The 22,956-nt window shown below is 71.0% G+C and carries 15 protein-coding genes and 1 pseudogene; 10 read left to right on the top strand and 6 right to left on the bottom strand.

Features of this window, described 5'->3' with window-relative positions; all coding sequences use genetic code 11:
* Positions 1–26 precede the first annotated feature (26 nt).
* Positions 27–440 carry an organic hydroperoxide resistance protein gene (locus ACZ5NH_RS29050; protein ID WP_388627282.1) on the bottom strand — a complete coding sequence of 138 codons (414 nt, stop codon included), beginning with the start codon at positions 438–440 and terminating at the stop codon, positions 27–29.
* A gap of 138 nt (positions 441–578) precedes the next feature.
* On the opposite strand from ACZ5NH_RS29050, the gene ACZ5NH_RS29045 reads away from it, so the two are divergent.
* Complete coding sequence (locus ACZ5NH_RS29045; protein ID WP_468779334.1) at positions 579–1,085, top strand: MarR family winged helix-turn-helix transcriptional regulator; 507 nt, start codon at positions 579–581, stop codon at positions 1,083–1,085.
* On the opposite strand, the gene ACZ5NH_RS29040 is transcribed toward ACZ5NH_RS29045, so the two are convergent.
* A complete protein-coding gene (locus ACZ5NH_RS29040; RefSeq protein WP_468779332.1) occupies positions 1,039–2,628 on the bottom strand; it encodes a glycosyltransferase family 39 protein in 1,590 nt (529 codons plus the stop codon). The genes ACZ5NH_RS29045 and ACZ5NH_RS29040 overlap by 47 nt on opposite strands.
* A gap of 181 nt (positions 2,629–2,809) precedes the next feature.
* Between ACZ5NH_RS29040 and ACZ5NH_RS29035 the strand changes: the two genes are divergently transcribed.
* The 4 genes and pseudogenes from ACZ5NH_RS29035 to ACZ5NH_RS29020 all read left to right on the top strand — a co-directional run bounded on the left by ACZ5NH_RS29035 (position 2,810) and on the right by ACZ5NH_RS29020 (position 7,828).
* Entirely contained in the window at positions 2,810–4,078 is a 1,269-nt protein-coding gene (locus ACZ5NH_RS29035; RefSeq protein WP_468779330.1) for a glycosyltransferase 87 family protein, read from the top strand.
* Positions 4,079–4,122: 44 nt separating this feature from the next.
* Positions 4,123–5,775: a glycosyltransferase family 2 protein gene (locus tag ACZ5NH_RS29030; protein ID WP_468779328.1), complete on the top strand. Its 1,653-nt coding sequence runs from the start codon at positions 4,123–4,125 to the stop codon at positions 5,773–5,775.
* Between the two features lie 119 nt (positions 5,776–5,894).
* Positions 5,895–6,875: a UDP-glucose 4-epimerase GalE gene (galE, locus tag ACZ5NH_RS29025; protein WP_468779326.1), complete on the top strand. Its 981-nt coding sequence runs from the start codon at positions 5,895–5,897 to the stop codon at positions 6,873–6,875.
* A 9-nt stretch (positions 6,876–6,884) separates the two neighbouring features.
* Positions 6,885–7,828, top strand: a pseudogene (locus tag ACZ5NH_RS29020) (ADP-ribosylglycohydrolase family protein).
* 20 nt (positions 7,829–7,848) lie between these two features.
* On the opposite strand, the gene ACZ5NH_RS29015 reads toward ACZ5NH_RS29020, so the two are convergent.
* Complete coding sequence (locus ACZ5NH_RS29015) at positions 7,849–8,475, bottom strand: TetR/AcrR family transcriptional regulator (RefSeq protein WP_468779324.1); 627 nt, start codon at positions 8,473–8,475, stop codon at positions 7,849–7,851.
* Positions 8,476–8,677: 202 nt separating this feature from the next.
* Here ACZ5NH_RS29015 and ACZ5NH_RS29010 point away from each other — a divergent pair, with 202 nt between their 5' ends.
* The 4 genes from ACZ5NH_RS29010 to ACZ5NH_RS28995 all read left to right on the top strand — a co-directional run bounded on the left by ACZ5NH_RS29010 (position 8,678) and on the right by ACZ5NH_RS28995 (position 14,511).
* On the top strand, positions 8,678–9,592 hold the full coding sequence (locus ACZ5NH_RS29010; RefSeq protein WP_468779322.1) for an ABC transporter permease: 915 nt from the start codon (positions 8,678–8,680) through the stop codon (positions 9,590–9,592).
* A gap of 64 nt (positions 9,593–9,656) precedes the next feature.
* The gene (locus tag ACZ5NH_RS29005; RefSeq protein ID WP_388627729.1) at positions 9,657–10,493 is read left to right on the top strand and encodes an ABC transporter ATP-binding protein; all 837 of its coding nucleotides are present in this window, start codon (positions 9,657–9,659) and stop codon (positions 10,491–10,493) included.
* Between the two features lie 149 nt (positions 10,494–10,642).
* Positions 10,643–12,850, top strand: coding sequence for a CDP-glycerol glycerophosphotransferase family protein (locus tag ACZ5NH_RS29000; protein ID WP_468779320.1), 2,208 nt, complete (start codon positions 10,643–10,645; stop codon positions 12,848–12,850).
* Entirely contained in the window at positions 12,847–14,511 is a 1,665-nt protein-coding gene (locus ACZ5NH_RS28995) for a glycosyltransferase family 2 protein (RefSeq protein ID WP_468779318.1), read from the top strand. The genes ACZ5NH_RS29000 and ACZ5NH_RS28995 overlap by 4 nt, the downstream gene beginning before the upstream one ends.
* A gap of 121 nt (positions 14,512–14,632) precedes the next feature.
* Here ACZ5NH_RS28995 and ACZ5NH_RS28990 read toward each other — a convergent pair whose 3' ends face one another.
* The 3 genes from ACZ5NH_RS28990 to ACZ5NH_RS28980 all read right to left on the bottom strand — a co-directional run bounded on the left by ACZ5NH_RS28990 (position 14,633) and on the right by ACZ5NH_RS28980 (position 21,685).
* On the bottom strand, positions 14,633–16,144 hold the full coding sequence (locus ACZ5NH_RS28990) for a hypothetical protein (protein WP_468779317.1): 1,512 nt from the start codon (positions 16,142–16,144) through the stop codon (positions 14,633–14,635).
* Positions 16,125–16,526, bottom strand: coding sequence for a GtrA family protein (locus tag ACZ5NH_RS28985; RefSeq protein ID WP_468779315.1), 402 nt, complete (start codon positions 16,524–16,526; stop codon positions 16,125–16,127). Before ACZ5NH_RS28985 ends, ACZ5NH_RS28990 begins: the two co-directional genes overlap by 20 nt.
* A 224-nt stretch (positions 16,527–16,750) precedes the next feature.
* Complete coding sequence (locus ACZ5NH_RS28980; protein ID WP_468779313.1) at positions 16,751–21,685, bottom strand: NAD-glutamate dehydrogenase; 4,935 nt, start codon at positions 21,683–21,685, stop codon at positions 16,751–16,753.
* Between the two features lie 668 nt (positions 21,686–22,353).
* On the opposite strand from ACZ5NH_RS28980, the gene ACZ5NH_RS28975 reads away from it, so the two are divergent.
* Positions 22,354–22,920 (top strand): DJ-1/PfpI family protein, encoded by a 567-nt coding sequence (locus tag ACZ5NH_RS28975; RefSeq protein WP_388627256.1) that lies wholly within the window; start codon positions 22,354–22,356, stop codon positions 22,918–22,920.
* The last annotated feature ends 36 nt before the right edge of the window (positions 22,921–22,956 follow it).

The following is a 22,956-nucleotide window of genomic DNA, read 5'->3' as shown; positions in this document are numbered from 1 at the left end:
GCCACCGGCACCCCGGGACGCGTGGGTCACTCGATGACGAGGTCGACGTCGATGTTGCCGCGGGTGGCGTTGGAGTAGGGGCAGACCTGGTGGGCGGTCTCGACCAGCTTGCGGCCGGTCGCCTCGTCCACGGTGTCGGGCAGCTCGACGCGCAGCGTCACCTTCAGCCCGAAGCCCTCGCCCTGCTTGCCGATGCCGACCTCGGCGGTCACCGCGGCGTCGCTGACGTCGACCTTGGCCTGCCGGCCGACGAGGCCGAGGGCGCTGCCGAAGCAGGCGGCGTAACCGGCGGCGAAGAGCTGCTCGGGGTTGGTGCCCTGGCCGTTGCCGCCCAGCTCCACCGGAGGGGCCAGCTTGAGGTCGATCTTGCCGTCGTTGGAGACGGCACGACCGTCACGGCCGTGGGTGGCGGTGGCGACTGCGGTGTAGAGCGCGTCCATGGGGACCCGTCCTCTCGATCGTTCGATGCGGTGTCCGTCGCGAGGTTGTCGCGTGGTTGTCGCTTGGTTGCGAGTACGAGTAGAGCACACAATTAAGTTGTGCACAACTAAATGGGCCGCAAGAGCTATCCTGGACCCATGACCACCTCGCCGGCCTTCCCCGCCGAAGCCGACTGGCTCCGACTGGACCGCCAGATCTGCTTCTCCCTGCACGCCGCGTCCCGCGCCTTCAACGGCGTCTACCGGGTGATCCTCAAGGACCTCGAGCTCACCTATCCGCAGTACCTGGTCATGCTGGTGCTCTGGGAGCAGGGCGACCTGCCCGTCAAGAAGCTCGGCGAGCATCTGCGGCTCGACTCCGGCACGCTCTCCCCGCTGGTCAAGCGGCTGGAGGGGGCCGGTCTGGTGCGCCGGGAGCGCAGCGCCGAGGACGAGCGCTCGGTGCGGGTCCGGCTCACCGAGGAGGGCGCGGCGCTGCGCGAGCGGGCCCTGGAGGTGCCGCGCCGCATCGCCCGGGCGACCGGCTTCGAGCTGGCGGAGATCGTCGAGCTGCGCGAACGCCTCGACCGGCTCACGACCGCACTGGACGCAGCGGCCCTCACAGCGGCGGCCGAGGAGACCCGGCCCGCGCCGACGGGGGCTTGACCGGGTCATGGGGCTTCCCGGCGTCACGGACGTACAGCCGTACGGCCATCCCGCCCCGCCGGACCTCCTCCCGCGCGGTGAAGTCCCGCCCCAGTACGGCTAGCTTGGCCCGCTCGGTGGGCCTGCGCGGACTCCAGCGCCCGGCGAGCAGAGCCGGGTCCGCCACGACCCACACCCGCTCCAGCCGATCCATCAGCCACTTCATCCGACGAGGCCCGGCCTCCCGCCCGTAGAGCGTCCCCGACCCGGCGGCCCCCTCCACCAGGGCCACATCCCGAGCCTCCCGGAAAGCGCCCGGATAGGTCAGCGCCACGTTCCGCGCACTCGCCGGCAGGTACAGCACGGCGTCCCCGGGCGCCAACTCCCGTGCCACGACCCGTGAAACGGCCGCGAGATCGTCGGGCCGGGTGCCCGGGCTGCGGTCCGCGCGGAGGAGGGGGAGCTGATGGAGAAAGGCGAGCGCGATCGCCAGGACACCGGTGAGGGTGACAATGGGGATGTGCCGGGGAAACCGCGCCACCCTGCGGCGCCGCAGCAGAGGGCACTTCAGAGGGCGACCCACCACCCCCGCCACCCGTTCGGCCCCCGCCGCCACCAGCAACGGCGCCCCGCTCAGCGCGTACAGCACATACCGGTCGACGAACAGCGGCGAGGCCTGGGAGGCCAGCATCAGCACCACGGGCGGCACCACCGTCAACGGCAAGGCCACCCCCGCAAGAGTGATCTCGCCCCGCCGCCCCACAAGCCCCGCCGACCCGAGCAACGCAAGGCCCAGACACACCGCGTACACCGCGCCCGAAGGCCCGAGAAACGCCCGCAACAGCCCTTCCGCCGTCACCGCCGTAGGCCTCCGCAGCCACGCCACCTGCGCCGCCTGCCCCCGCGACACAAGAACCATCGGCACCAGCGACACCGCCACCCCGCCCGCCGCACACCCCCACGCCCGCAACACCCGCCCCCCGACCCGGCCCAGCGCCAGTGACACCGCGTGGGCGCACAGCAGCAGCACCGCGAACTCGTGCAGCCAGCAGGTGAGTGCGAGGACGGCGCCGTACGCGGCCCAGGAACCCGTGGAACCGTGCTGCACGGCGCGGACGAACAGCAGCGTCGCCCCGGTGGCCCCGGCGGCGACCAGGGCGTAGCTGCGGCCCTCCTGCGCGTAGTGGCCGGTCATCGGTACGACGGCGTACAGCAGCCCGGCCCACAGTCCGACGCGCGGCCGGGCCAGCCGGGTGCCGAGTGCGGCCACCAGCGCGGCCGTCACCGCCGCCGCGCACACCGACGGCAGCCGCAGCACGACCTCGCCGGGGTGAACGGTGAGCACGGCGTGCGCAAGGAGGTAGTACAGCCCGTGCACGGCGTCCACATCGTGCAGCAGCAGCCAGATCTGCGGCACCGTACGCCGGCCGACCTGGAAGCTGACCGCCTCGTCGCGCCACATCCCGCCCCGGTCCAGCCCCCAGAGCCCGACCGCGAGCATGACCAGCGCGGGCACCCCCACGGCGGTGCGGCGGCGGAGCCGGGCGCGGTGGCCGCGGGGCACGCGCGCCGCCCCGCCCACCGGCGCGACGACCGCCGTCGCAGCCGTCCTGTGCGACTGCGGTTTCACAAGAAGCCCGACGTTCACCGCGGTCCGCCCGATCTTTTGCGATTAGCCAGCGTTTTCCGGTCATGACGGCGTATCGGTGGGGATACGCCATTCGCGGCGATTAGGCTCCCATGCGATGAACCGTCTCCGTGTCAACTCCCGTTCGGCGCTCGGCGTCACTGCCCTCTGGCTGGCGAGCCGCGCCCTGATGCTGTGGCTGCTCGCACACGACGACACCCCGCTGCTCGGCGGGGGCACGGTGTCCCGTGAGGTGTCGCGGCTGTACGTCGAGTGGTACGGCGTCCTCGCGCACGGCGCGTTCCCGACGCACGACGTGCTGTGGCAGTACCCGCCGGGCGCCGGCGTGCTGCTGCTGGCGCCGCGCCTGCTGCCGTGGCTGCCGTACTTCGAGGCTTTCGTCGTGCTCACGCTGGCCGTGGACGCGCTGGTCACGGCGGCGCTGACCCGCGCGGGCGGACGTCCCGGGCACAGCCTGCTCGGCGCGGCGCTGTGGACGGGCGGCCTGCCGCTGCTGCTGCACCTCCCGCTCGCCCGGTACGACGTCCAGGTCACCGCCCTCGCGGTGCTCTCCCTGCTGATGCTGAAGCGCTCCACGCGCGCGTGCGGGGTGCTCGGGGCGCTGGGAGCGCTGGTGAAGGTGTGGCCGGCGCTGGTGCTGCTGGGCACGCCCCGGGGGCCGGCGTCACGCCGGGCGTGGGGATGGGCGGCGGCCGCCGGAACCGCCTCCCTCGGAGCACTCGCCGTGCTGTTCGACCACCCCTTGTCCTTTCTGCAGGGGCAGGGCGGGCGGGGCGTGCAGATCGAGTCGCTCGGCGGTACGGTGCTGAACCTGGCGCGGCACGCCGGCTGGCCGGGCCGGGCGCGCTACCAGTACGGCGCGACCGAGCTGGTCGGCCCGCACGTGTACGCCGTCGCCACCCTCTCCCTGACGCTGACGTCGGTCTCCCTCACGCTGCTGGTGCTGTGGCGGTTGCAGGCGCAGCGCTGGAGCGAGGCCACGCCGTACGACGCGGCGCTGAGCGCGGTGCTGCTGTTCACGGTCACCAGCCGGGTGATCAGCCCCCAGTACATGGTCTGGCTGCTCGGTCTCGCCGCGGTGTGCCTGACCTCGCGGCACACCAGCCAGCGGCCGGTGGCGGCGCTGGTCCTCGCGGCGGCCGCGCTGAGCACCCTGGTGTTCCCGATGCACTACGCCGAGGTGGTCAACGGCACCTGGGCGGGCTGTCTGCTGATGCTGGCCCGCAACGGCATCCTGGCGGCCGCGGCCGTACTCTCGTTCATGCGGCTGTGGCGATCGACGGGTCCGGATGAAAAGACCGTGCAAACAACGGAACCCCGAGCCGGTTCCGACCGTCTTCCGGACCGCGCGCTAAGTCTTTCTTAACGTCTTATTACCGAAGAATTCTACGCTCCCGCCCTGTGGACCCGATGCGATCAGACCCGACCGACACATCCGATACAGCTGGTACCGCCGAGTCGCCGCGCCCAGCGCAGGTCGGTGTCGTCGTCATCGGCTACAACGACAGTACCCATGTGGGTGATGCCGTACGCTCGGCGCTCGCCCAGGGGCCGGCGGTCGCCGAGGTCGTCGCCGTGGACGACTGCTCCACGGACGGCAGCGCCGAGCTGCTCGACCGGCTGGCCGCCGACGAGCCCAGGCTGCGGGTGGTGCGCCGGGATGTGAACAGCGGTGGCTGCGGCAGCCCGCGCAACGCCGGGATCGACGCAGTGACCACACCGTACGTGATGTTCCTGGACAGCGACGACGTCCTGCCGCCCGGCGCGGTGGACGCGCTGCTGGCGGCGGCCACCGGGGCGCACGCCGAGGTCACGAGCGGGCTGTGCGTGCGCCGGGAGCTGCCGTCGGGGCGCGAACAACCCTGGCAGGCGCCGCTCTACACGGCGCACACCGTGCTCGCGCGCCCCTCGCAGCAGCCGCGCCTGGTCCACGACACGCTGTGCGTCAACAAGCTGTACCGCACCGACTTCCTGCGCGAGCACGACATCCGCTTCCCCGAGGGCCGCTTCCTCTACGAGGACATCGTCTTCACCGCGCGCGTGCTGGCCGCCGGCCCGCGCCTCGCGCTCATACCGGACCTCGTGTACGTGTGGCACGTGCGCCGTGCCGCCGAGCAGCTGTCGCTCTCGCTGGACCGGGAGCACATCGACAACTGGAAGGCGCGCGTGACGGCGTGCGCGCTGGCGTACGAGATCTTGCTGAGCGCCGGGCAGAAGGAGCTGGCGCGGGCGGCGCGGGCCAAGTTCCTCGACCACGAGGTGCGCATGTACGCGCGTGAGCTGGGGTTGCGTGACGCGGACTACCGGCGCGCGTGGTGGGAGCACACCCGGGAGTACCTCGCGGGCTATGACGCCGCCGACTGGGAGCTGAACCCGGGCGCTCCGGGCCGGCTGCTCGCGCGGGTCGTCCTGGAGTCGCCCGAGCCCCGCGACCTGCCCCGGCTGCGCGAGCTGGCCGCCCGGCCGGCGCGCCTGCTGCCGCCCTACGCCCGCACGGCCGACGGCGTCCCGATCTGGTCCGCCGACCTCCCCCAGGTCACCCTGACCCCGCTCCTGACCCGCCCCACCGGCATCCTCCCGCTCGCGGTCGACGCGGAACTGCAGGCACGCGCGCGTACCTCGCTGCTCCGGCTGCGACTGCACGAGCTGTACGGCAGGGTGGCCGAGGCGGGCCCACGCGAGATGGACGTGGAGTGGCACTCCCGCGACGACGACCGCACACACGGGCGCATGACGGTTCCGCTCGTGCCTTCCGGGGCGGAGACAGGCCCGGACAGCTGGTGGTCGGCCGAGTTGCCCGTCGACCTGGCCGGGCTCGGTGCGGGTACCTGGGATCTGCGGCTGACCGTGCGCTTCGCCGACGGCGCAGAGCGCGAAGTGACGGCGCACGCCCTGGCGGGCGCCGGACGGCTCGGCCGACGCGCCGTCCCGAGCGCCCGGCACGTCGTGCTCCTGGTGCAGCCGTACGCCACGCACTCCGGCGCGCTGGCCGTGCGCATGGCGACCGGCGTGCGCGGGGTGTGGCAGGTGGTGCGCAGCCGACTCCGCCGCCTGCTTCACTGACACCCAGCGCTTCACCGGGACACCCGCTGATCCGGCGGGACGCCCACTGCTTCACTGAGAGAGATGCCCGCTGCTCCACCGAGCAGCTGAACGGGCCAACTGACGAGGAGACGGCCGCAATGACCTGGCTGATCACCGGCGGTGCCGGATACATCGGGGCACATGTCGTACGGGCGATGACCGAGGCGGGCGAGCGCACGGTCGTCTACGACGATCTGTCCACCGGCGTCGCCGAGCGCGTGCCGGCCGGGGTCCCCCTGGTGCGGGGCTCGGTCCTGGACGCCGAGCGGGTCGCCCGCACGCTCGCCGAGCACGAGATCACCGGGGTCGTGCACCTGGCGGCGAAGAAGCAGGTGGGCGAGTCGGTGGAGCGACCGCTGCACTACTACCGGGAGAACGTGGAGGGTCTGCGCACCCTCCTGGAGGCGGTGACGAAGGCGGAGGTCCCGTCCTTCGTCTTCTCCTCCTCGGCCGCCGTCTACGGCATGCCGGACGTCGACCTGGTGACGGAGGAGACCCCCTGTCTGCCGCTGTCCCCCTACGGCGAGACGAAGCTGGCCGGCGAGTGGCTGGTCCGCGCGACGGGCAGGGCGACCGGCATGTCCACGGCGTCCCTGCGCTACTTCAACGTGGCGGGCGCGGCCGGCCCCGAACTCGCCGACACCGGTGTGTTCAACCTCATCCCGATGGTCTTCGAGAAGCTCACCGAGGGCGCGCCGCCGCGCATCTTCGGCGACGACTACCCGACGTCGGACGGCACCTGTGTGCGCGACTACATCCACGTGGTCGACCTGGCCGAGGCCCACGTCACCGTCGCCCGTGCCCTGGCCTCCTCCCCGGGCAGTGATCTGACCCTCAACATCGGTCGCGGCGAGGGGGTGTCGGTCCGCGAGATGATCGACCGCATCAACGCGGTCACCGGCTACGACCGCCCGCCGACCGTCACCCCGCGCCGCCCCGGCGACCCGGCACGCGTCGTCGCCTCGGCCAACCGCATCGGCACGGAACTGGGCTGGCAGGCCAAGTACGACGTCCAGGACATGATCACCTCGGCCTGGGAGGGCTGGGTCCACCACCACCCGGAGGCGGCGCGGTCGTAGGCTCCGCGGGTGAACGTTCCCGCAGATCTCGAACGCGCGATCGGCGCCGTACTCGGCTCCGCCGTCGGGGACGCCCTCGGAGCGCCCTTCGAGTTCGGCCCCGAGGGCGCCTTCTCCGCCCGTTTCCCCCGCCCCGGACACGGCGGCGAGATGTGCGGAGGCGGGGGCTGGGAGCCCGGCGAGGCGACGGACGACACCCAGACGGCGGTCCTGGTCGCCGAGTCCCTGCTGGACCACGGCGGCCTGGACCTGCCCGATGTCTTCCGGCGCTTCCAGCGGTGGGCGGCGGCCGACCCGAAGGACATCGGCCTCCAGACGGAGGCGGTCCTGACCGGTGGCGACCCCTGGGACACGGCCGCCGCACTGCACTTCCAGGTGAACCAACGGGCCGCGGGCAACGGCGCGTTGATGCGGGCGGCCCCTTCCGCGGTGCACTTCGCCCGCGACGGCCGCGAGACCACCATGGACGCCGCCCGCCGTCTCTCCGCGCTCACCCACGGCGACCGCGCGGCGTGGGAGGGCACGGCGGTGCTGCACGACCTGGTCCGCGTGGCCCTGGAGGGCCCGGACCCGCTCGGCGCCGTACCGGAAACCCTGGCCGCCCTCCACCCCGATCACCGGCGCGATACTCGGTGGTCCTCTCCACCGACTGGCACCCCGACCAGGCAACCGAGTTCAACGGCGCGGTGTGGCCCTGCCTGGGCTCGGCCGTATGGGCGCTGCGGACCACGACGTCGTACGAGGAAGCGGTCCGCGCGGCGATCGACCTCGGCGGGGACACGGACACGGTGGCGGCGGTCACCGGGGCGCTGGCGGGGGCGACGTACGGGGCCGGCGCCATACCGGAACGCTGGACCGAACTCCTGCACGTGCCGCTACCGGGATTCGCCGACCGCGTACTGCGCGCCCAGGACCTGGCCGAACTGGCCGAGCGGCTGGTCGTACCCGGGTAGCCGGGCAGACGTGCCGCAGCTCACAACGCCTTGAGCGCCCCCGCCGTGGCCCGGGCCAGATGCTCCAGATAGCCCTTGGGCAGCTTCGGGGAGCGGATCACCACCGCGCGCCAGTACAACGGGCCGGAGATCAGGTCGAGCGCGAGGTCCGGATCGACGCCCGCGCGCACCTCCCCGCGCTCCTCCGCCGCCGCGACGATCTTGCTGGCCACGCCCTCCTGGCCGTCCCGCAGGGCCTTCTGGAAGGCGTCGGCGATGTCGGGATTGCGGGCCGCCTCCGCCTGCAGGTCGGGGATGATCTGCGAGGCGACCGGGTGGCGCAGGGCGCGGGACGTCACCTCGTAGAGGAGGCGGAGGTCGCCCTCCAGGGAGCCCGTGTCGGGGACCGGCAGGCCGAGCACCGCCATCGCCGAGACGACGTCCAGGACCAGGTGCAGCTTGGACCGCCACCGCCGGTACACCGCCGTCTTGCCGACACCCGCCCGCCGCGCGATGCCCTCGATGGACATCCGCGCGTATCCGACCGCCGCGAGTTCCCCGAAGACCGCCGCCCGGATGGCCTCGGTCACATCCTCCCTGAGTACGGCGGCCCCGGCAGGGGTCCGGCGGCGCGCACGCGTCGAGGGCTCGTCGGCGTTCGTCGTCATGTCCCACAGCATATTGCCGTTACGACGAAACGGTTGCGTTCCGACGTCGATTCGTTCTACGCTCGCGATGCGACGATACGGTCCCGTCCCGACGTAAGAGAACGTGAAGAGAATCGTAAGGAAACGTCGGACCTCGTGACCGTGCGCGCCCCGGCTGCCGGCCGGGCCGCGGCATCCCCTCCCCCGAGTGAAAGCAGCGGATGTGAGCCAGGTCCTCGACACACCGCCCCCCACCCAGGCCCCGGCCGACGACGACCTCGCGGCACTGGCCGCCCGCCACGGCCTGTCGGTCAGTGGCGCCCGCCCCAGCCTGCCGGAGTACGTCCGCCAGCTGTGGGCCCGGCGCCACTTCATCACCGCTTTCGCCACCGCCAAGCTCACCGCTCAGTACAGCGAGGCGAAACTCGGCCAGATCTGGCAGGTCATGACCCCGCTGCTGAACGCGGCGGTCTACTACTTCATCTTCGGTGTGCTGCTCGGCACGAAGCACGGGGTCCCGGACTACATCCCGTTCCTTGTCACCGGCGTGTTCGTCTGGACGTTCACGCAGAGCTCGATCCAGGTCGGCACCCGCGCGATCTCCGGCAACCTCGGCCTGGTGCGCGCGCTGCACTTCCCGCGCGCCGCCCTGCCGATCTCCTTCTGCATCCAGCAGCTCCAGCAGCTGCTGTTCTCGATGGCCGCACTGGTCGTCATCCTGCTCAGCCTGGGCGTGCCGATCTCCGCCTCCTGGCTGCTGGTGATCCCCACGCTGGTCCTGCAGTTCGTGTTCAACGCGGGCATGGCGATGATCATGGCGCGGATGGGCGCGAAGACCCCGGACATCGCCCAGCTGATGCCGTTCGTGCTGCGCACCTGGATGTACGTGTCCGGCGTGATGTGGAGCATCGCCAAGCTCACCAAGAAGGACCACCTGCCGCACATCGTCACGGTTCTGCTGCAGACCAACCCGGCCGCGGTCTACATCGACCTCATGCGCTTCGCCCTGATCAAGAGCTTCCACGCCAAGCAGCTGCCCCCGCACGTGTGGCCGACGGCGATCGGCTGGGCGCTGGTCATCGGCGTCGGCGGCTTCATCTACTTCTGGAAGGCAGAGGAGAAGTACGGCCGTGGCTGAGCAGAACCCCGAGAACCCCGAGAACCCCGACGAGAAGGGCGAGGAGACTCCCGACGAGCGCATGATGCGGGAGAGGCTCGAGCGCCTCTCCCAGGCCGAGAGGATCCCCACCGTCGTCTGCGACGGCGTCGACATCGTCTACCGGGTCAACGGCACCGGCTCCGGCCGCGGCTCCGCCACCGCCGCCCTCAACCGCATCCTGCGCCGCAAGCAGGCGGAGAAGGCGGCCGGTGTGCGCCGGGTGCACGCGGTGAAGAACGTGTCGTTCGTCGCCTACAAGGGCGAGGCGATCGGCCTGATCGGCACCAACGGCTCCGGCAAGTCCACGCTGCTCAAGGCCGTCGCCGGCCTGCTGCCGGTGGAGAACGGCCACATCTACACCCATGGCCAGCCCTCCCTGCTCGGCGTCAACGCGGCCCTGATGAACGACCTGACCGGGGAGCGCAACGTCTACCTCGGCGGCCTGGCCATGGGCATGACTCGCGAGCAGATCAAAGAGCGCTACCAGGACATCGTCGACTTCTCCGGCATCAACGAGAAGGGCGACTTCATCACCCTTCCGATGCGCACGTACTCCTCCGGCATGGCCGCCCGGTTGCGCTTCTCCATCGCCGCCGCCAAGGACCATGACGTCCTGCTGATCGACGAGGCCCTGGCCACCGGCGACCGCAGGTTCCAGATGCGCTCCGAGGAACGGATCCGCGAGCTGCGCGCGACAGCGGGTACGGTCTTCCTGGTCAGCCACAACAACAAGTCGATCCGCGACACCTGTGAGCGGACCATCTGGCTGGAGCGCGGCGAGCTGCGCATGGACGGCCCCACCGAGGACGTCATGAAGGAGTACGAGGCCTTCACCGGTGACAAGAGCGACAAGAAGGCCGCTGGTAAGAAGGCAGCGTAGAAGTTGCCGGAAGTGAAACCCTAGGCTACGGAATACCCTCTTCCATACTGTCGTCCTCTTACCGTGAGCGCGGATATCCCTTTCATCCGCTTAGTGACAGTATGTTATGAAGGGCGGCCCTAGCCCACGAACCAAAGGAGTCCACTGCGATGCCCCAACTCAGCGTCATCGTCTACGGACCGAACGCACAGGGGCATCTGACAGAGTTGCTGGACTCCCTGGAAGCCCACCCCGTCCCCGCCGCCGAGGTCATCGTCGCCGCGGTCGGCGACTGGGCGCGGGAGACGGCCGAGGGCCACGCCCCCGAGACGGTGGTCGTACCGCTGCCGGAAGGCACCGGTGACGCGGCCGCCCGGGCCGCCGGCGCCGCCCGTGCGACCGGCCGCTGGCTGCACTTCGTCCACGCCAAGGACAGCCTGCCGGCGGGCGCCTCCCGGCTGATCGCCGAGCGCACCGCCGAGCTGGACGCCACCGACGGCGCCGGGGTGGACGTACTCGTCTTCGACCACCTCACCACCACCTGGCAGACCGCCGGCACCCCCTCCCGCGACGGCCGGCTCCTCGCCGCCGTCGGCCGCGAGAGCCTGCCCCTGGACGAGGCCGCCGACCTGCTGCGCCTCACCCCGCTGCTCGGCAACCGCGCCCTGCGCGCCGAGTTCTGGCGGGCACACGAGCAGCACCTCACCACCGACGACGAACCGCAGGCCGCCCACGCCGTCCTGCTGCACGCCGACCGGGTCGCCTGCCTGAACCAGGTGGCGTACGAGAACCGTGAACTGCGCCCCGAGAGCCTGCCGCCGCTCGCCCCCGAGGACCGGTTCCAGCTGATCGGCCGCTACGAGTCGCTGCTCGCCCTCGCCAAGGACCGCCGCGCCGCCCGCACGGTGCTCTACGACCTGATGATGCGCGACCTCGTGCGCACCTTCGCCGGCGAGAACCTGCCCGACGCGGTGGCCCGCGAGTTCTTCCGCCGCGCCTCCCTCGCCGCGGTCCGCTGGCGCCCCGAGAACCACGAGCGCCCGGCGGGCGTCGAGGGCGTACGGCACGCCCTGCTGGAGGAGGGCGCGTACACCAAGTACCGCGCGTTCCAGGCCGCCAACCGCACCCGCCGCGCCGCCAAGAAGGCCGTACGGACCCGTAAGAAGCAGGTCGGCGCCAAGCTCCGCGACCAGCAGTACCACCGCGCCCTGGCCCGCCCGGTCGACCCGGACCTCGCCGTGTTCGCCGCCTACTGGGAGCGCGGAGTGGCCTGCAACCCGGCCGCGATCGCCGCCAAGCTCCGCGAACTCGCCCCGCACATCCACCCGGTGTGGGTGGTGTCGAAGAGCAACGAGGCCCTGCTGCCGCCCGGCACCGACCATGTGATCCCCGGCACCCGCCGCTACTGGGAGACCCTGGCCACCGCCAAGTACCTCGTCAACAACGTCAACTTCCCCAACGCGGTGGTCAAGCGCCCCGACGCGATCCACCTCCAGACCCACCACGGCACCCCGCTCAAGCGCATGGGCCTGGACCAGATGGAACACCCGGCCGCCGCCAAGGGCCTGGACTTCGACGCCCTGCTGGCCCGCATCGACAAGTGGGACTACAGCGTCAGCGCCAACAGCCACTCCACCCGCATGTGGGAGCGTGCCTACCCGGCCCGCTACACCTCGCTGGACTACGGCTACCCGCGCAACGACGTCTTCTACTCGGCCACGGCCGCCGATGTCCGCGCCGCCCGCGAACGCCTCGGCATCCCGCGCGGCAAGACGGCCGTCCTCTACGCGCCCACGCACCGCGACTACGAGGCCGGCTTCACCCCGCGCCTGGACCTCGCGGCCCTCGCCGACCGCCTCGGCGAGGACACCGTGCTCCTGGTCCGCGCCCACTACTTCTACGGCGGCGCCGCCTCCCCGCTGACCGGTCTGCGCCGCTCCGGCCGGATCATCGACGTCTCCTCCTACGACCCCGTCGAGGAGCTGTGCCTGGCCGCCGACGCGCTGGTCACGGACTACTCGTCGATCATGTTCGACTACGCCAACCTCGACCGGCCGATCGTCGTCTACGCCGACGACTGGGAGACCTACCGGACAACCCGCGGCGTCTACTTCGACCTGATGGCGGAACACCCCGGCCAGGTCGCCCGCACCCAGGAGGAGCTGACGGAGATCTTCGTCTCCGGCGCCTGGCGCGACGAGAGCGCGGCGAAGGCGCGGGCCGCCTTCCGGCGCCGGTTCTGCGAGTACGACGACGGCCGCGCCGCCGAACGGGTCGTACGACGGGTGTTCCTGGGCGAACCGGAGGAGTCACTGCCACCGGTGATCCCGCTGGAGGAACGCACCCCCGCCCCGACCCCCGAGGAGGCCTCGGCATGACGACCCCCGACGTGACGGTGACGGTCATCGTCTACAACGACGCCGCCCGCCTGCCCCGGGCAGTCGCCTCGCTGCGCGCGCAGACGCACGCGAACATCGAGATCATCATCAGCGACGACCACTCCACCGACGACACGCCGACCGTGGCGCGCCGGCTGGAGGCCCAGGACGACCGCATCCGCTACCTCCGCCTGCCGGAGAACAGCGGCGGGTGCAGCGCCCCGCGCAACCGGGCCGTCGAGATCGCCCGGGCGCCGTATCTGATGTTCCTCGACAGCGACGACGAACTTCCGCCGCGTGCGGTCGAGTTGCTGCTCGCCGCGCACCGCGAGCGCGAGGTGGACTTCACCATGGGCGCGGTGCGCCGGGTGCGGGTGGACAACGGCCGCCGTACGACGTGGATGCCGCACCTGGTCGCCGAGCGCCGCACGGTGGAGGGCATCGAGGCCGACCCGCGGCTGCTGTTCGAGCACCTGTCGACGAGCAAGATGTACGCGCGTTCCTTCCTGGACCGGCACGAGTTGCGCTTCCCGGAGGGCATCCACTACGAGGACCAGCTGTTCTCGGCGCAGGCGTACTGCCTGGCGAAGGCGTTCACGATCATTCCGGACCCGGTGTACGTCTGGTACATCGACCCGTTCGCGGCGGCGGCGACCGCCTCGATCTCGAACCAGCGGCACAAGGTCACGAACGTCCGCGACCGCGTCCACGTCCAGCGCCTGATCGACGACTTCCTGGTGGAGAGCGGTCACGCCGGGCTGCGCGAGGACAAGGACTTCAAGTTCCTCAAGCACGACTTCCGGATGTACGCGGGCGACCTGCCCTACCGGGACGAGGAGTGGCTGGCCGCCTTCGCCGACATCATGAACCCGTACCTGGAGACGCTGTCCCCGGGTGCGTACACCCGCCTGCCCCGCCCCGAGCGGGTGGTGCTGGAGCTGCTGCGGGAAGGCCGCCTGGACGACGTACGGCTCGCGGCCCGCGGTCTCGGGCACGGGGTGGCGCCGCGGCAGGTCACGGCCGACGCGTCCGGTGTCCCGTACTGGGGCGACAGCGTGCCCTCCTCCGACCGCGCCCGGCGCGAACTGGAGGTGTCCGACCTGGAGTTGGACACGCGGCCGTTCCCGAGCGCGCAGTTCCGGCACGAGATCACGGAGCTGACCCCCGGCGCCGGCGCCTCGCTCACCCTGGCCATTCGCACGTACGACCCGGGCCTGCGCCTGCCGGTCGGTCCGCAGCGAGCCGGTCTGGTCCTCTCCCCCGGCAACCGCCGCATGACAGTGCCCTTCCGCCTCGACCCGGTCCGCCCCGGTGTCTTCGAGGGCACGGTGCACCTGGACCTGACCGAGGCTCCGCTCCCCCTGCAGGGCTTCTCCGGGGTACGTCACCCTCTGGTGCGCCTGCACCAGCAGGGCCTGGCCAACTCCGGCCTCCTGCTGGCGCCGCTCTTCTTCCCCACCCTCACGACCCGCATCGAGTACCGCTCCGGTGCGACCCCGCACGAGCTCACCATCGAACCGGAGGGCCGCAACCCCGGCCGCCTGCAGCTCCGCTGGCGGCCGGTGGGAGTCACGGCACGTGTCATCCGCCCGGTCGTCCAGAAGGTGGCCCGCCCGAAGATCCGCAAGGCGGCGAAGCTGCTGTCCAGCGTGCTGAGGTAGGACGGCCGGTCCCGAAGCGCCGCTGTACCGAGGGCGCGTGGGCGACTGCGGGTCGGTTGTGGCTGATCGCGCAGTTCCCCGCGCCCCTTCGGGGCGCGGGGACGGCACGGGTGGGCGCAGCTCAGGGCACCACTCGATACAGGACCTGTCCGGCCGGACCCGCGGTCACCCTCCGGAGCCCCGGCCCCGCCAGGCTCTTCCCACCCACGACCCACTTCACGCCGTACTCCCGCAGAATCCCGGCCCGCTCAGCAGCGGAGGTCCCCGCGGCGAAGTACCGGCCCACCGCCGCCTCCCGCCGCGCGGCGTCCTTCAGGAACACATCCGGATACCCCGGCGCCACGGTGTACGGCCCATACGCGGGGATCTGCCGCGCCGGAGTCGTCCGGGCCATCACCACGTCCCCGTACTTCACCCACGGCGTGATCCAGTGGTACCCCACCCACGGCGTCCGGTACTTCGAGGCGACCACGGACGGCAGAGCAGCACGCCCCGTCACATACCCGAGCGTCCCCACCTGCGTCCACGCGCCGACGAGCAGGGCGGCACCCAACACGCACGCCCAGCCGACGCGCACCGCCCGGCGCCCGGCCGACACGACCTCCAGCGCGGCCGCGAGCTGCGCCGGGATCAGCGCGGCGGGCAGGGCGCGGCCCCAGGAGTAGTGGCCGGACAGCCCGCCCGCGGCGAACATCAGCACGCCGAGGGCGAAGAACAGGACCAGCGGGTCCCAGCGGTCGCGGCGGAAGCGCAGCACCAGCGCCGCGACCCCGAGCAGCACCAGGCCGAACCGTGCGGGCAGGTCCTCGTACAGCGGCTCGTGGATGGCCTCCAGGTCCGCGCCGGCGGAGAAGAGGGAGAAGAAGTCGTAGTACGGCCACAGCCACAGCAGGAGCAGTCCCAGGGCGAGCGCGGCGGACAGTCGCAGCAGCACCGAGCGGCTCGGTCGCGCCGCGATCACCATCGCCAGGGCGCCCAGAGAGGCCACCACGCCGGTGAACTGGTGGCACAGCAGAATCAGTGCCCACAGCACACCGAGCCACAGCCACCTTCCCCACGCGGTCTCCTCCCGCGTCGCCCGCGTGACCCAGGCCCAGAAGTGGAAGGTGAGCCCGAGCGCGAAGCAACTGGGATACGACACCGTCAGCGCAAGGGAGTTCAGGCCCAGGAAGCCGGACCAGTTGAACAGCACCGGGCCCCAGAGGAAGAGCAGGCCGAGCAGCGCCAGCGCGGGCGCCATGCCATGGGAGCTGAGCGTGCGGACGTACCGCCAGACGCCGGTGACGAGCAGGGTCAACCCGACGAGCGCCGCGAGCCGCAGGACCACGAACACCGAAAGGCCGGTCAGCTTGGCGACCACGCCCAGGACCAGCATCCACGGCGAGTAGTAGGGGCTCGGCGTGTCCGCGTCGACCAGCGGGTTGCCGGGATGGAACAGGTTGTGGCTCAGCCGCTGGACGGTGGCCGCGTGCATGCCGAGGTCGCCCGTCCAGGGCAGGCGGACGATCACCAGGAGCAGGAGGACGACGACGAGCGCGGCGGCGGCCTGCGGCAGGGCGCGGCCGGCCCACGCGGCGCTCGGCGGGGACGGTGTACGGGTCACCGGATCAGTATCAGGCGGTGCGGTGTGCATCCTGCTGGAACACCCAAGTGCGGTAGACGAGGAAACGGAAGGCGGAGGCGAGCACGATCGACAGGGCCTTCGCCGCATTCGATGCCAGCACGCTGTGCAGGCCGAAACCGTGGTAACCGACCCAGAACAGGACGATTTCCATCACGACACCGAGGCCGCTGAAGACGAAGAACAGGGTGATCTGACTGCTCGTGCGCGAGGACCGGTCGCGATAGGCGAAATAGCGGAAGCCCAGGTAGTTGGTCGCCATGGCGACACAGCTGGCCAGGACGGTCGCGGTCATCGCCTGCCAACCCAGGCCGTGCAGCAGCAGGTTGAAGATCAGGAAATTGACGAGGACCCCACTGCCGCCGACGATCCCGAATTTCACGACCTCCAGCACGACCCGCTTGACGGGCCGCCGGGCCGGAGCCGGCACGGGGGGCGCTGCCGGCCGGCTCCCGGTGATCTCGGTGAGTTGAACAGTCACAGCGCCGACCCTATCCGAAGGCCGTCGATTAGCGGGAAACGGTAAATTCGCTGATCGTTTTTGGCTAAGGGTCGGCAAGAAGCGGAACGCCCCGGTCCGGTCTGTCGTCGGCCCGGGGCGCTCTCACCGTCGTACGGCTACGAGTGCGTGCGCAGCAGCGTCCGCATCGTCCGCATCGCCACCGACAGGTTGGCGAGGTCGAAGGTCTCCGAACCGCGGATCTCCTCCAGGGTGGTGCGCGCCCGGCTCAGGATGGGCGCGTTCTTCTGCTCCCAGGCCTTGAAGCGCTGCTCGGGAGTGGAGGTGCCGTTGCCGACCGCGAGGACGTCCGCGGTGAGCGCCGCGTGCGCCGCGTACAGATCCTCGCGGATGGAGGCGCGGGCCATGGACTGCCAGCGGTCGGCACGGGGCAGCTCGATGATGCGGTCCATCAGCTGGGTGATGTTCAGCCGGTCGGCGAGGTCGTAGTAGATCTCGGCGACGTCGAGCGCCTCCTTGCCCATGCGGTCGGCCACGGACACGATGTCGAGCGTCGGGAAGGCGGAGGAGAACCCGGCCACGCGCGTGGCGAGTTCGTCCGGGACGCCGGCCGCGGACAGCTCGTCGTACACGTGCTGGTACCACTCCAGGTCCGCGCCGCGCAGCAGCTTCGGCAGCTCCTGCCAGACCCGCTCGACCCGCTCGGCGAAGAACTCGACCGTCTCGGCGAGCTGCAGCGGCTGCGGCCGGTTGTTGAGCAGCCAGCGCGTGCCGCGCTCGACGAGCCGGCGCGAGTGCAGCCGGATCCGGGTCTGGACGGCCGCGTCGACCTTGTTGTCCAGGTCCTCCACCGCGTCCCACACCGGGGCCGAGGAGAAGATCGTGCGGGCCGCGGTCTGGGCGCGGACGATCTCCTCCAGGGAGGCGCCGGTCTCCTCGCGCAGACGGTGCAGATACGTCGTACCGCCCGTGTTGACCGTGTCGTTGACCAGCACGGTCGTGGTGATCTCACGGCGCAGCGGGTGGTTGTCGACGGCGTCCGCGAACCGCTCGCGCAGCGCCGTCGGGAAGTAGGCGTGCAGCAGGCTGCGCAGGTACGGGTCGTCGGGCAGGGAGGTGGCCAGCAGCTCCTCGGCGACCGTGATCTTCGTGTACGCCAGGACGACGGCGGTCTCCGGGCTGGTCAGGCCCTGGCCCTGGCCGAGGCGCTCGCGGATCTGACGGTCGGTCGGCAGGAACTCCAGCGCCCGGTCCAGGTGGCCCTCACGCACCAGGTGGCGCAGGAACCGCTGCTGGGCGTGGAGCATGTCCTTGGCCTGGAACAGGGCGTTGGCCAGGGCGGTGTTCTGCGCGTAGTTGTTGCGCAGGACCAGCGCACCGACCTCGTCGGTCATCTCGGCGAGCAGCTTGTTGCGCTGCTTGACGGTCATGTCGCCGTCCGCGACCAGGCTGTTGAGCAGGATCTTGATGTTCACCTCGTGGTCGGAGGTGTCCACGCCGGCGCTGTTGTCGATCGCGTCAGTGTTGATCTTGCCGCCGTGCAGAGCGAACTCGATCCGGCCGAGCTGGGTCAGGCCCAGGTTGCCGCCCTCGCCGACGACCTTGACCCTGAGGTCCTTGCCGTCGACGCGGATGGCGTCGTTGGCCTTGTCGCCGACGTCCGCGTTCGACTCCGCCGACGCCTTCACGTACGTGCCGATGCCGCCGTTCCACAGCAGGTCCACCGGCGACTGCAGGATCGCCTTCATCAGGTCGGCCGGGGTCATCTTGGCGACCTTGCCCTCGATGCCGAGGGCCTCGCGGATGTGGCCGTTGACCGGGATCGACTTGGCGCTGCGCGGGAAGATCCCGCCGCCCGCCGACAGCAGCTCGGTGTTGTAGTCGGCCCAGCTGGAGCGGGGCAGCTCGAACAGGCGGCGGCGCTCGGCGTAGGAGGTGGCCGCGTCCGGGGTGGGGTCGATGAAGATGTGCCGGTGGTCGAAGGCGGCGACCAGGCGGATGTGCTCGGACAGCAGCATGCCGTTGCCGAACACGTCACCGGACATGTCACCGATGCCGACGACCGTGAAGTCCTCGGACTGCGTGTCCACGCCCAGCTCACGGAAGTGCCGCTTCACGGACTCCCAGGCGCCGCGCGCGGTGATGCCCATCCCCTTGTGGTCGTAGCCCGCGCTTCCCCCGGAGGCGAAGGCGTCGCCGAGCCAGAAGTTGTACTTCTCGGCGACCCCGTTGGCGATGTCCGAGAAGGTCGCGGTGCCCTTGTCGGCCGCGACGACCAGGTAGGTGTCGTCGCCGTCGTGCCGGACGACGTCCTGCGGCGGCACGACCTCGCCGGCGACCATGTTGTCGGTGATGTCGAGCAGCGCCGAGATGAACGTCTTGTAGCTGGCGATGCCCTCGGCCAGCCACGCGTCGCGGTCCTTGGCCGGGTCCGGCAGCTGCTTGGCGACGAAGCCGCCCTTGGCGCCGACCGGCACGATGACGGTGTTCTTCACCATCTGCGCCTTGACCAGGCCCAGGATCTCCGTGCGGAAGTCCTCACGGCGGTCGGACCAGCGCAGGCCACCGCGGGCGACCTTGCCGAAGCGCAGGTGCACGCCCTCGACCCGCGGCGAGTACACCCAGATCTCGTACGCCGGGCGGGGCGCCGGCAGGTCCGGGATGGCCTGCGGGTCGAACTTCATGGAGACGTAGTCGTGCGGCTTGCCGCCGTGCGCCTCCTGGAAGAAGTTGGTCCGCAGAGTCGCCTTGATGACGGTCAGGAAGGACCTGAGGATCCGGTCCTCGTCCAGGCTCGCCACCTGGTCCAGGGCCGCGTCCAGCTCCTCCAGCAGGGCATCCGTGATCTCCAGGCCGGCCTTCTGCCGGTCCGGCGACATCCGCGCCTCGAACAGCGAGATGAGAAGCCGGGTGGTGTGGACGTTGTTGCGGAGGGTGTCCTCCATGTAGTCCTGCGAGAAGGTCGAACCGGCCTGCCGCAGGTACTTGGCGTAGGCGCGCAGCACCATCGCCTGCCGCCAGGTCAGCCCGGCACTCAGCACCAGGGCGTTGAAGCCGTCGTTCTCCGCCTTGCCGGTCCAGGTGGCGGCGAAGGCCTCCTGGAAGCGCTCACGGGCGTCGTCGGCGAGGTGGTCGCCGCTGGCCGCCTTGGGCATGCGCAGACCGAAGTCGTAGATCCAGGCGGTGGTGCGGTCCGCACAGCGCAGCTCGTACGGCCGCTCGTCGGTGACCTCGACGCCGAGGCGGCTGAGCACCGGCAGCACGTGCGAGAGGGAGACGGTGCCGCCCTTCTGGTAGATCTTGAACCGGCGCTCCTCCGGCCCGGCGCCCACCGGCTCGTACAGGCTCAGGCTGAACGCCTTGTCCTCGCTGAGCTGCTCCAGGTGGACCAGGTCGGCGACCGCGGCGCGCGGGGTGTGGTCGGCCTTGTAGCCCTCGGGGAAGGCGTGGTTGTAGCGGCGCAGCACCTCGGCCGCGTGCTCCTCGCCGCACTCGGCGGTCAGCGCCTCGGCGAACGCGTCGGCCCAGGACCGGGCGGCCTCGACCAGACGGGCCTCGATGCGGTCCTTGTCGGCGTCCGACAGCTCGGGCAGCACGGTGCCCGGCGGGACGCGGACCACGAAGTGCAGCCGGGAGAGGATCGACTCGGTGTTCCAGGCGGTGAAGTCGACGCTGACGCCGCCGAGCTCCTCCTTCAGGATGTCGATGATCCGCAGCCGGACACCGGTGGTGTAGCGGTCGCGCGGAAGGTAGACGAGGGCCGAGTAGTAGCGGCCGTACTCGTCCTGGCGCAGGTAGAGCCGCAGACGCCGCCGCTCCTGCAGATACAGGACGCTGGTCACGATGGACTGCAGCTCGGCGACGGGCGTCTGGAACAGCTCGTCGCGCGGGAAGGTCTCCAGGATCTGCAGCAGGTCGCGGCCGTCGTGGCTGTTGGGCGAGAACCCGGCGCGCTCCAGCACCTCGTCCACCTTGCGGCGGATGACGGGCACCCGGCGCACGGACTCGGTGTAGGCGGCGGAGGAGAACAGACCGAGGAAGCGCCGCTCGCCGACGACGTTCCCGTCCGCGTCGAACTTCTTGACGCCGATGTAGTCCAGGTACGACGGCCGGTGCACGGTGGCCCGGCTGTTGGCCTTGGTCAGCACGAGCAGCTTGTGCTCGCGGGCCTTGGCTCGGGCGTCGGCCGGCAGCCGCTCGAAGGAGGGGCTGACCGGGTGCTGCTCGTCCTCGGCGTGGTGCGGGTCCGAGCGCAGTATGCCGAGACCGGTGCCGGGCACGGCGGCGAGCGTGTCGTCCTCGCGCAGCTGGTACTCGCGGTAGCCGAGGAAGGTGAAGTGGTCGTCGGCGAGCCAGCGCAGCAGCTCGCGGGCCTCCGCGACCTCGGGCCGGGGCAGATCGCCCGGGACGGGCTCGCTCTCCAGGCCGTCGGCGATCCGGGCCGCCGACTCCCGCATCTTCTCCCAGTCCTCGACGGCCTCGCGCACGTCGGACAGCACGCGCAGCAGATCGGCGGTGATCTGCTTCAGGTCGGCGCGGTCGGTCTCCCGGTCGATCTCGACGTGGATCCAGGACTCGAAGTGCGCGTCGTGCGGCAGGTCACCGCCCGGTGGGGTCGGCAGGACCTCGATGAGCTTGCCGGTGAGGTCGCGCCGGACCACGAACTGCGGGTGGACGACGACATGGATGCCGCGCCCGCGCCGGGTCAGCTCATTGGTGACCGAGTCGACGAGGAAGGGCATGTCGTCGGTGACGACCTCCACGACCGAGTGGCTGCAGGTCCACCCGTTCTCCTCCACGGTCGGGGTGTGGACCCGCACGTTCGCCGTGCCCTGGGGGCGGTTCTCGGCGAGACGGTAGTGCGAGACCGCGGCGCCGAAAACGTCGACCGGGTCGCGGTCGGTGAGGTCTTCCGGGGCGGTGTGCAGGTAGTAGCGCTGGAGGAACGCGAGCATGGACTCGCTGTCCGGGGTGCCCGGGGAGCCCTCGCCCTTGGTCCCGGTCGGTAGGTGCCCCCCGACCGGGCTGTTCTCAGCTACCCGGGCGGCCCTCTCGAGCAGCTCGGCCTTGGCTTCGTCCAGCTTGGTCTGCATTGTCCTCTGACTCCTGTCGCGCGCCGTTGCGTGACGTAGAAGGAAGTACGGTCTCTTTCCCTCCGGCTCGACGCCACGGCCCGGGGTGTCCGGTCCGCTTCGACGCTATGCCGCGAGGTGAGATGAGCGGGGGGTATTCGGCCATTCTCGACACGCCCGTGGGGTGTGACGCTGCTCTCGGCGCCGCCGTGTCCAGGGTTGCCCTCGGCGTCCCGGGGGCTGCTTCGGCCCCGTCCCGCCCGCGAAGACCAGCGACCGCCGCCCGGTCACGGAGGTGTTCCGTGCAACCCGGGCGCAGGGCAGGAGCAGGATCGCCCCCGCGAGATATCGCGCTGATCACGCCACAAGGCTATCGCTCATTACCGGGGGCCCGTCATGAGCCGTATGTGTACAAAACCGAGGGGTGAAGTTTGACGTTCTGCACAGGGGTGGGTTGAGGGGCGGTGGCGTATCCGGCGAGGTGCCCGGTCGCGCCGGACGGTGCCTGACCGCACTCTGAGAGCAGAGCACCCTGCCACGAGGTGCGCTCCCGGCGCTCGGACGTGGGCCGGAACCGCGACGGCCCTCTTGGCAAGCACGCCCGGTGTTGGCACGTTGCCAGGGACAGTGAATCCCGCACAGGAGCACACAGGTAGTGCAGGAGCACCGGAGCACCCGGAGGAGCCGACATGCCCGCGAAGATCCTGATCGTCACCGGCGACGCGGCGGAGTCCCTGGAAGTCCTCTACCCGTACCAGCGCCTGCGCGAGGAAGGCTACGAGGTCCATATCGCGGCCCCCTCCCGCAAGACCCTCCGATTCGTCGTCCACGACTTCGAACCCGGCTACGACACCTACACCGAGAAGCCCGGCTACACCTGGCCCGCCGACCTGGCCTTCGCCGACGTGGACCCGGGCGAGTACGCGGCCCTCGTCATCCCCGGCGGCCGGGCCCCCGAGTATCTGCGCAACGACCCCGAGCTCCGCAAGATCCTCAAGGCGTTCTTCGACTCCGACCGGCCGGTCGCCCAGATCTGCCACGGCCCGCTGCTCACCGCGGCGATCGACAGCCTGCGCGGCCGCCGGGTCACGGCGTATCCCGCGCTGGAGCCCGACATGCAGGCAGCCGGGGCGAGCTTCCAGGACACCGAAGCCGTGGTCGACGGCACCCTGGTCTCCTCCCGAGCCTGGCCCGACCACCCGACCTGGATGCGCGAGTTCCTCAAGATCCTGCGCTCCAAGACACCGGCGAGCTGAGGGGCTGCGCGGCTTCGCAGCCGCGGCAGTCGTGTG

The organism is Streptomyces sp. NPDC031426, from assembly GCF_055581585.1.
This window is presented reverse-complemented; position numbering and strand designations above follow the sequence as displayed.

Coding starts and splice junctions, on each gene's coding strand:
- ACZ5NH_RS29050 (WP_388627282.1), bottom strand. CDS start 440: ATGGACGCGCTCTACACCGCAGTCGCCACCGCCACCCACGGCCGTGAC.
- ACZ5NH_RS29045 (WP_468779334.1), top strand. CDS start 579: ATGACCACCTCGCCGGCCTTCCCCGCCGAAGCCGACTGGCTCCGACTG.
- ACZ5NH_RS29035 (WP_468779330.1), top strand. CDS start 2,810: ATGAACCGTCTCCGTGTCAACTCCCGTTCGGCGCTCGGCGTCACTGCC.
- ACZ5NH_RS29030 (WP_468779328.1), top strand. CDS start 4,123: ATGCGATCAGACCCGACCGACACATCCGATACAGCTGGTACCGCCGAG.
- galE (WP_468779326.1), top strand. CDS start 5,895: ATGACCTGGCTGATCACCGGCGGTGCCGGATACATCGGGGCACATGTC.
- ACZ5NH_RS29015 (WP_468779324.1), bottom strand. CDS start 8,475: ATGACGACGAACGCCGACGAGCCCTCGACGCGTGCGCGCCGCCGGACC.
- ACZ5NH_RS29005 (WP_388627729.1), top strand. CDS start 9,657: ATGCGGGAGAGGCTCGAGCGCCTCTCCCAGGCCGAGAGGATCCCCACC.
- ACZ5NH_RS29000 (WP_468779320.1), top strand. CDS start 10,643: ATGCCCCAACTCAGCGTCATCGTCTACGGACCGAACGCACAGGGGCAT.
- ACZ5NH_RS28995 (WP_468779318.1), top strand. CDS start 12,847: ATGACGACCCCCGACGTGACGGTGACGGTCATCGTCTACAACGACGCC.
- ACZ5NH_RS28990 (WP_468779317.1), bottom strand. CDS start 16,144: ATGCACACCGCACCGCCTGATACTGATCCGGTGACCCGTACACCGTCC.
- ACZ5NH_RS28980 (WP_468779313.1), bottom strand. CDS start 21,685: ATGCAGACCAAGCTGGACGAAGCCAAGGCCGAGCTGCTCGAGAGGGCC.
- ACZ5NH_RS28975 (WP_388627256.1), top strand. CDS start 22,354: ATGCCCGCGAAGATCCTGATCGTCACCGGCGACGCGGCGGAGTCCCTG.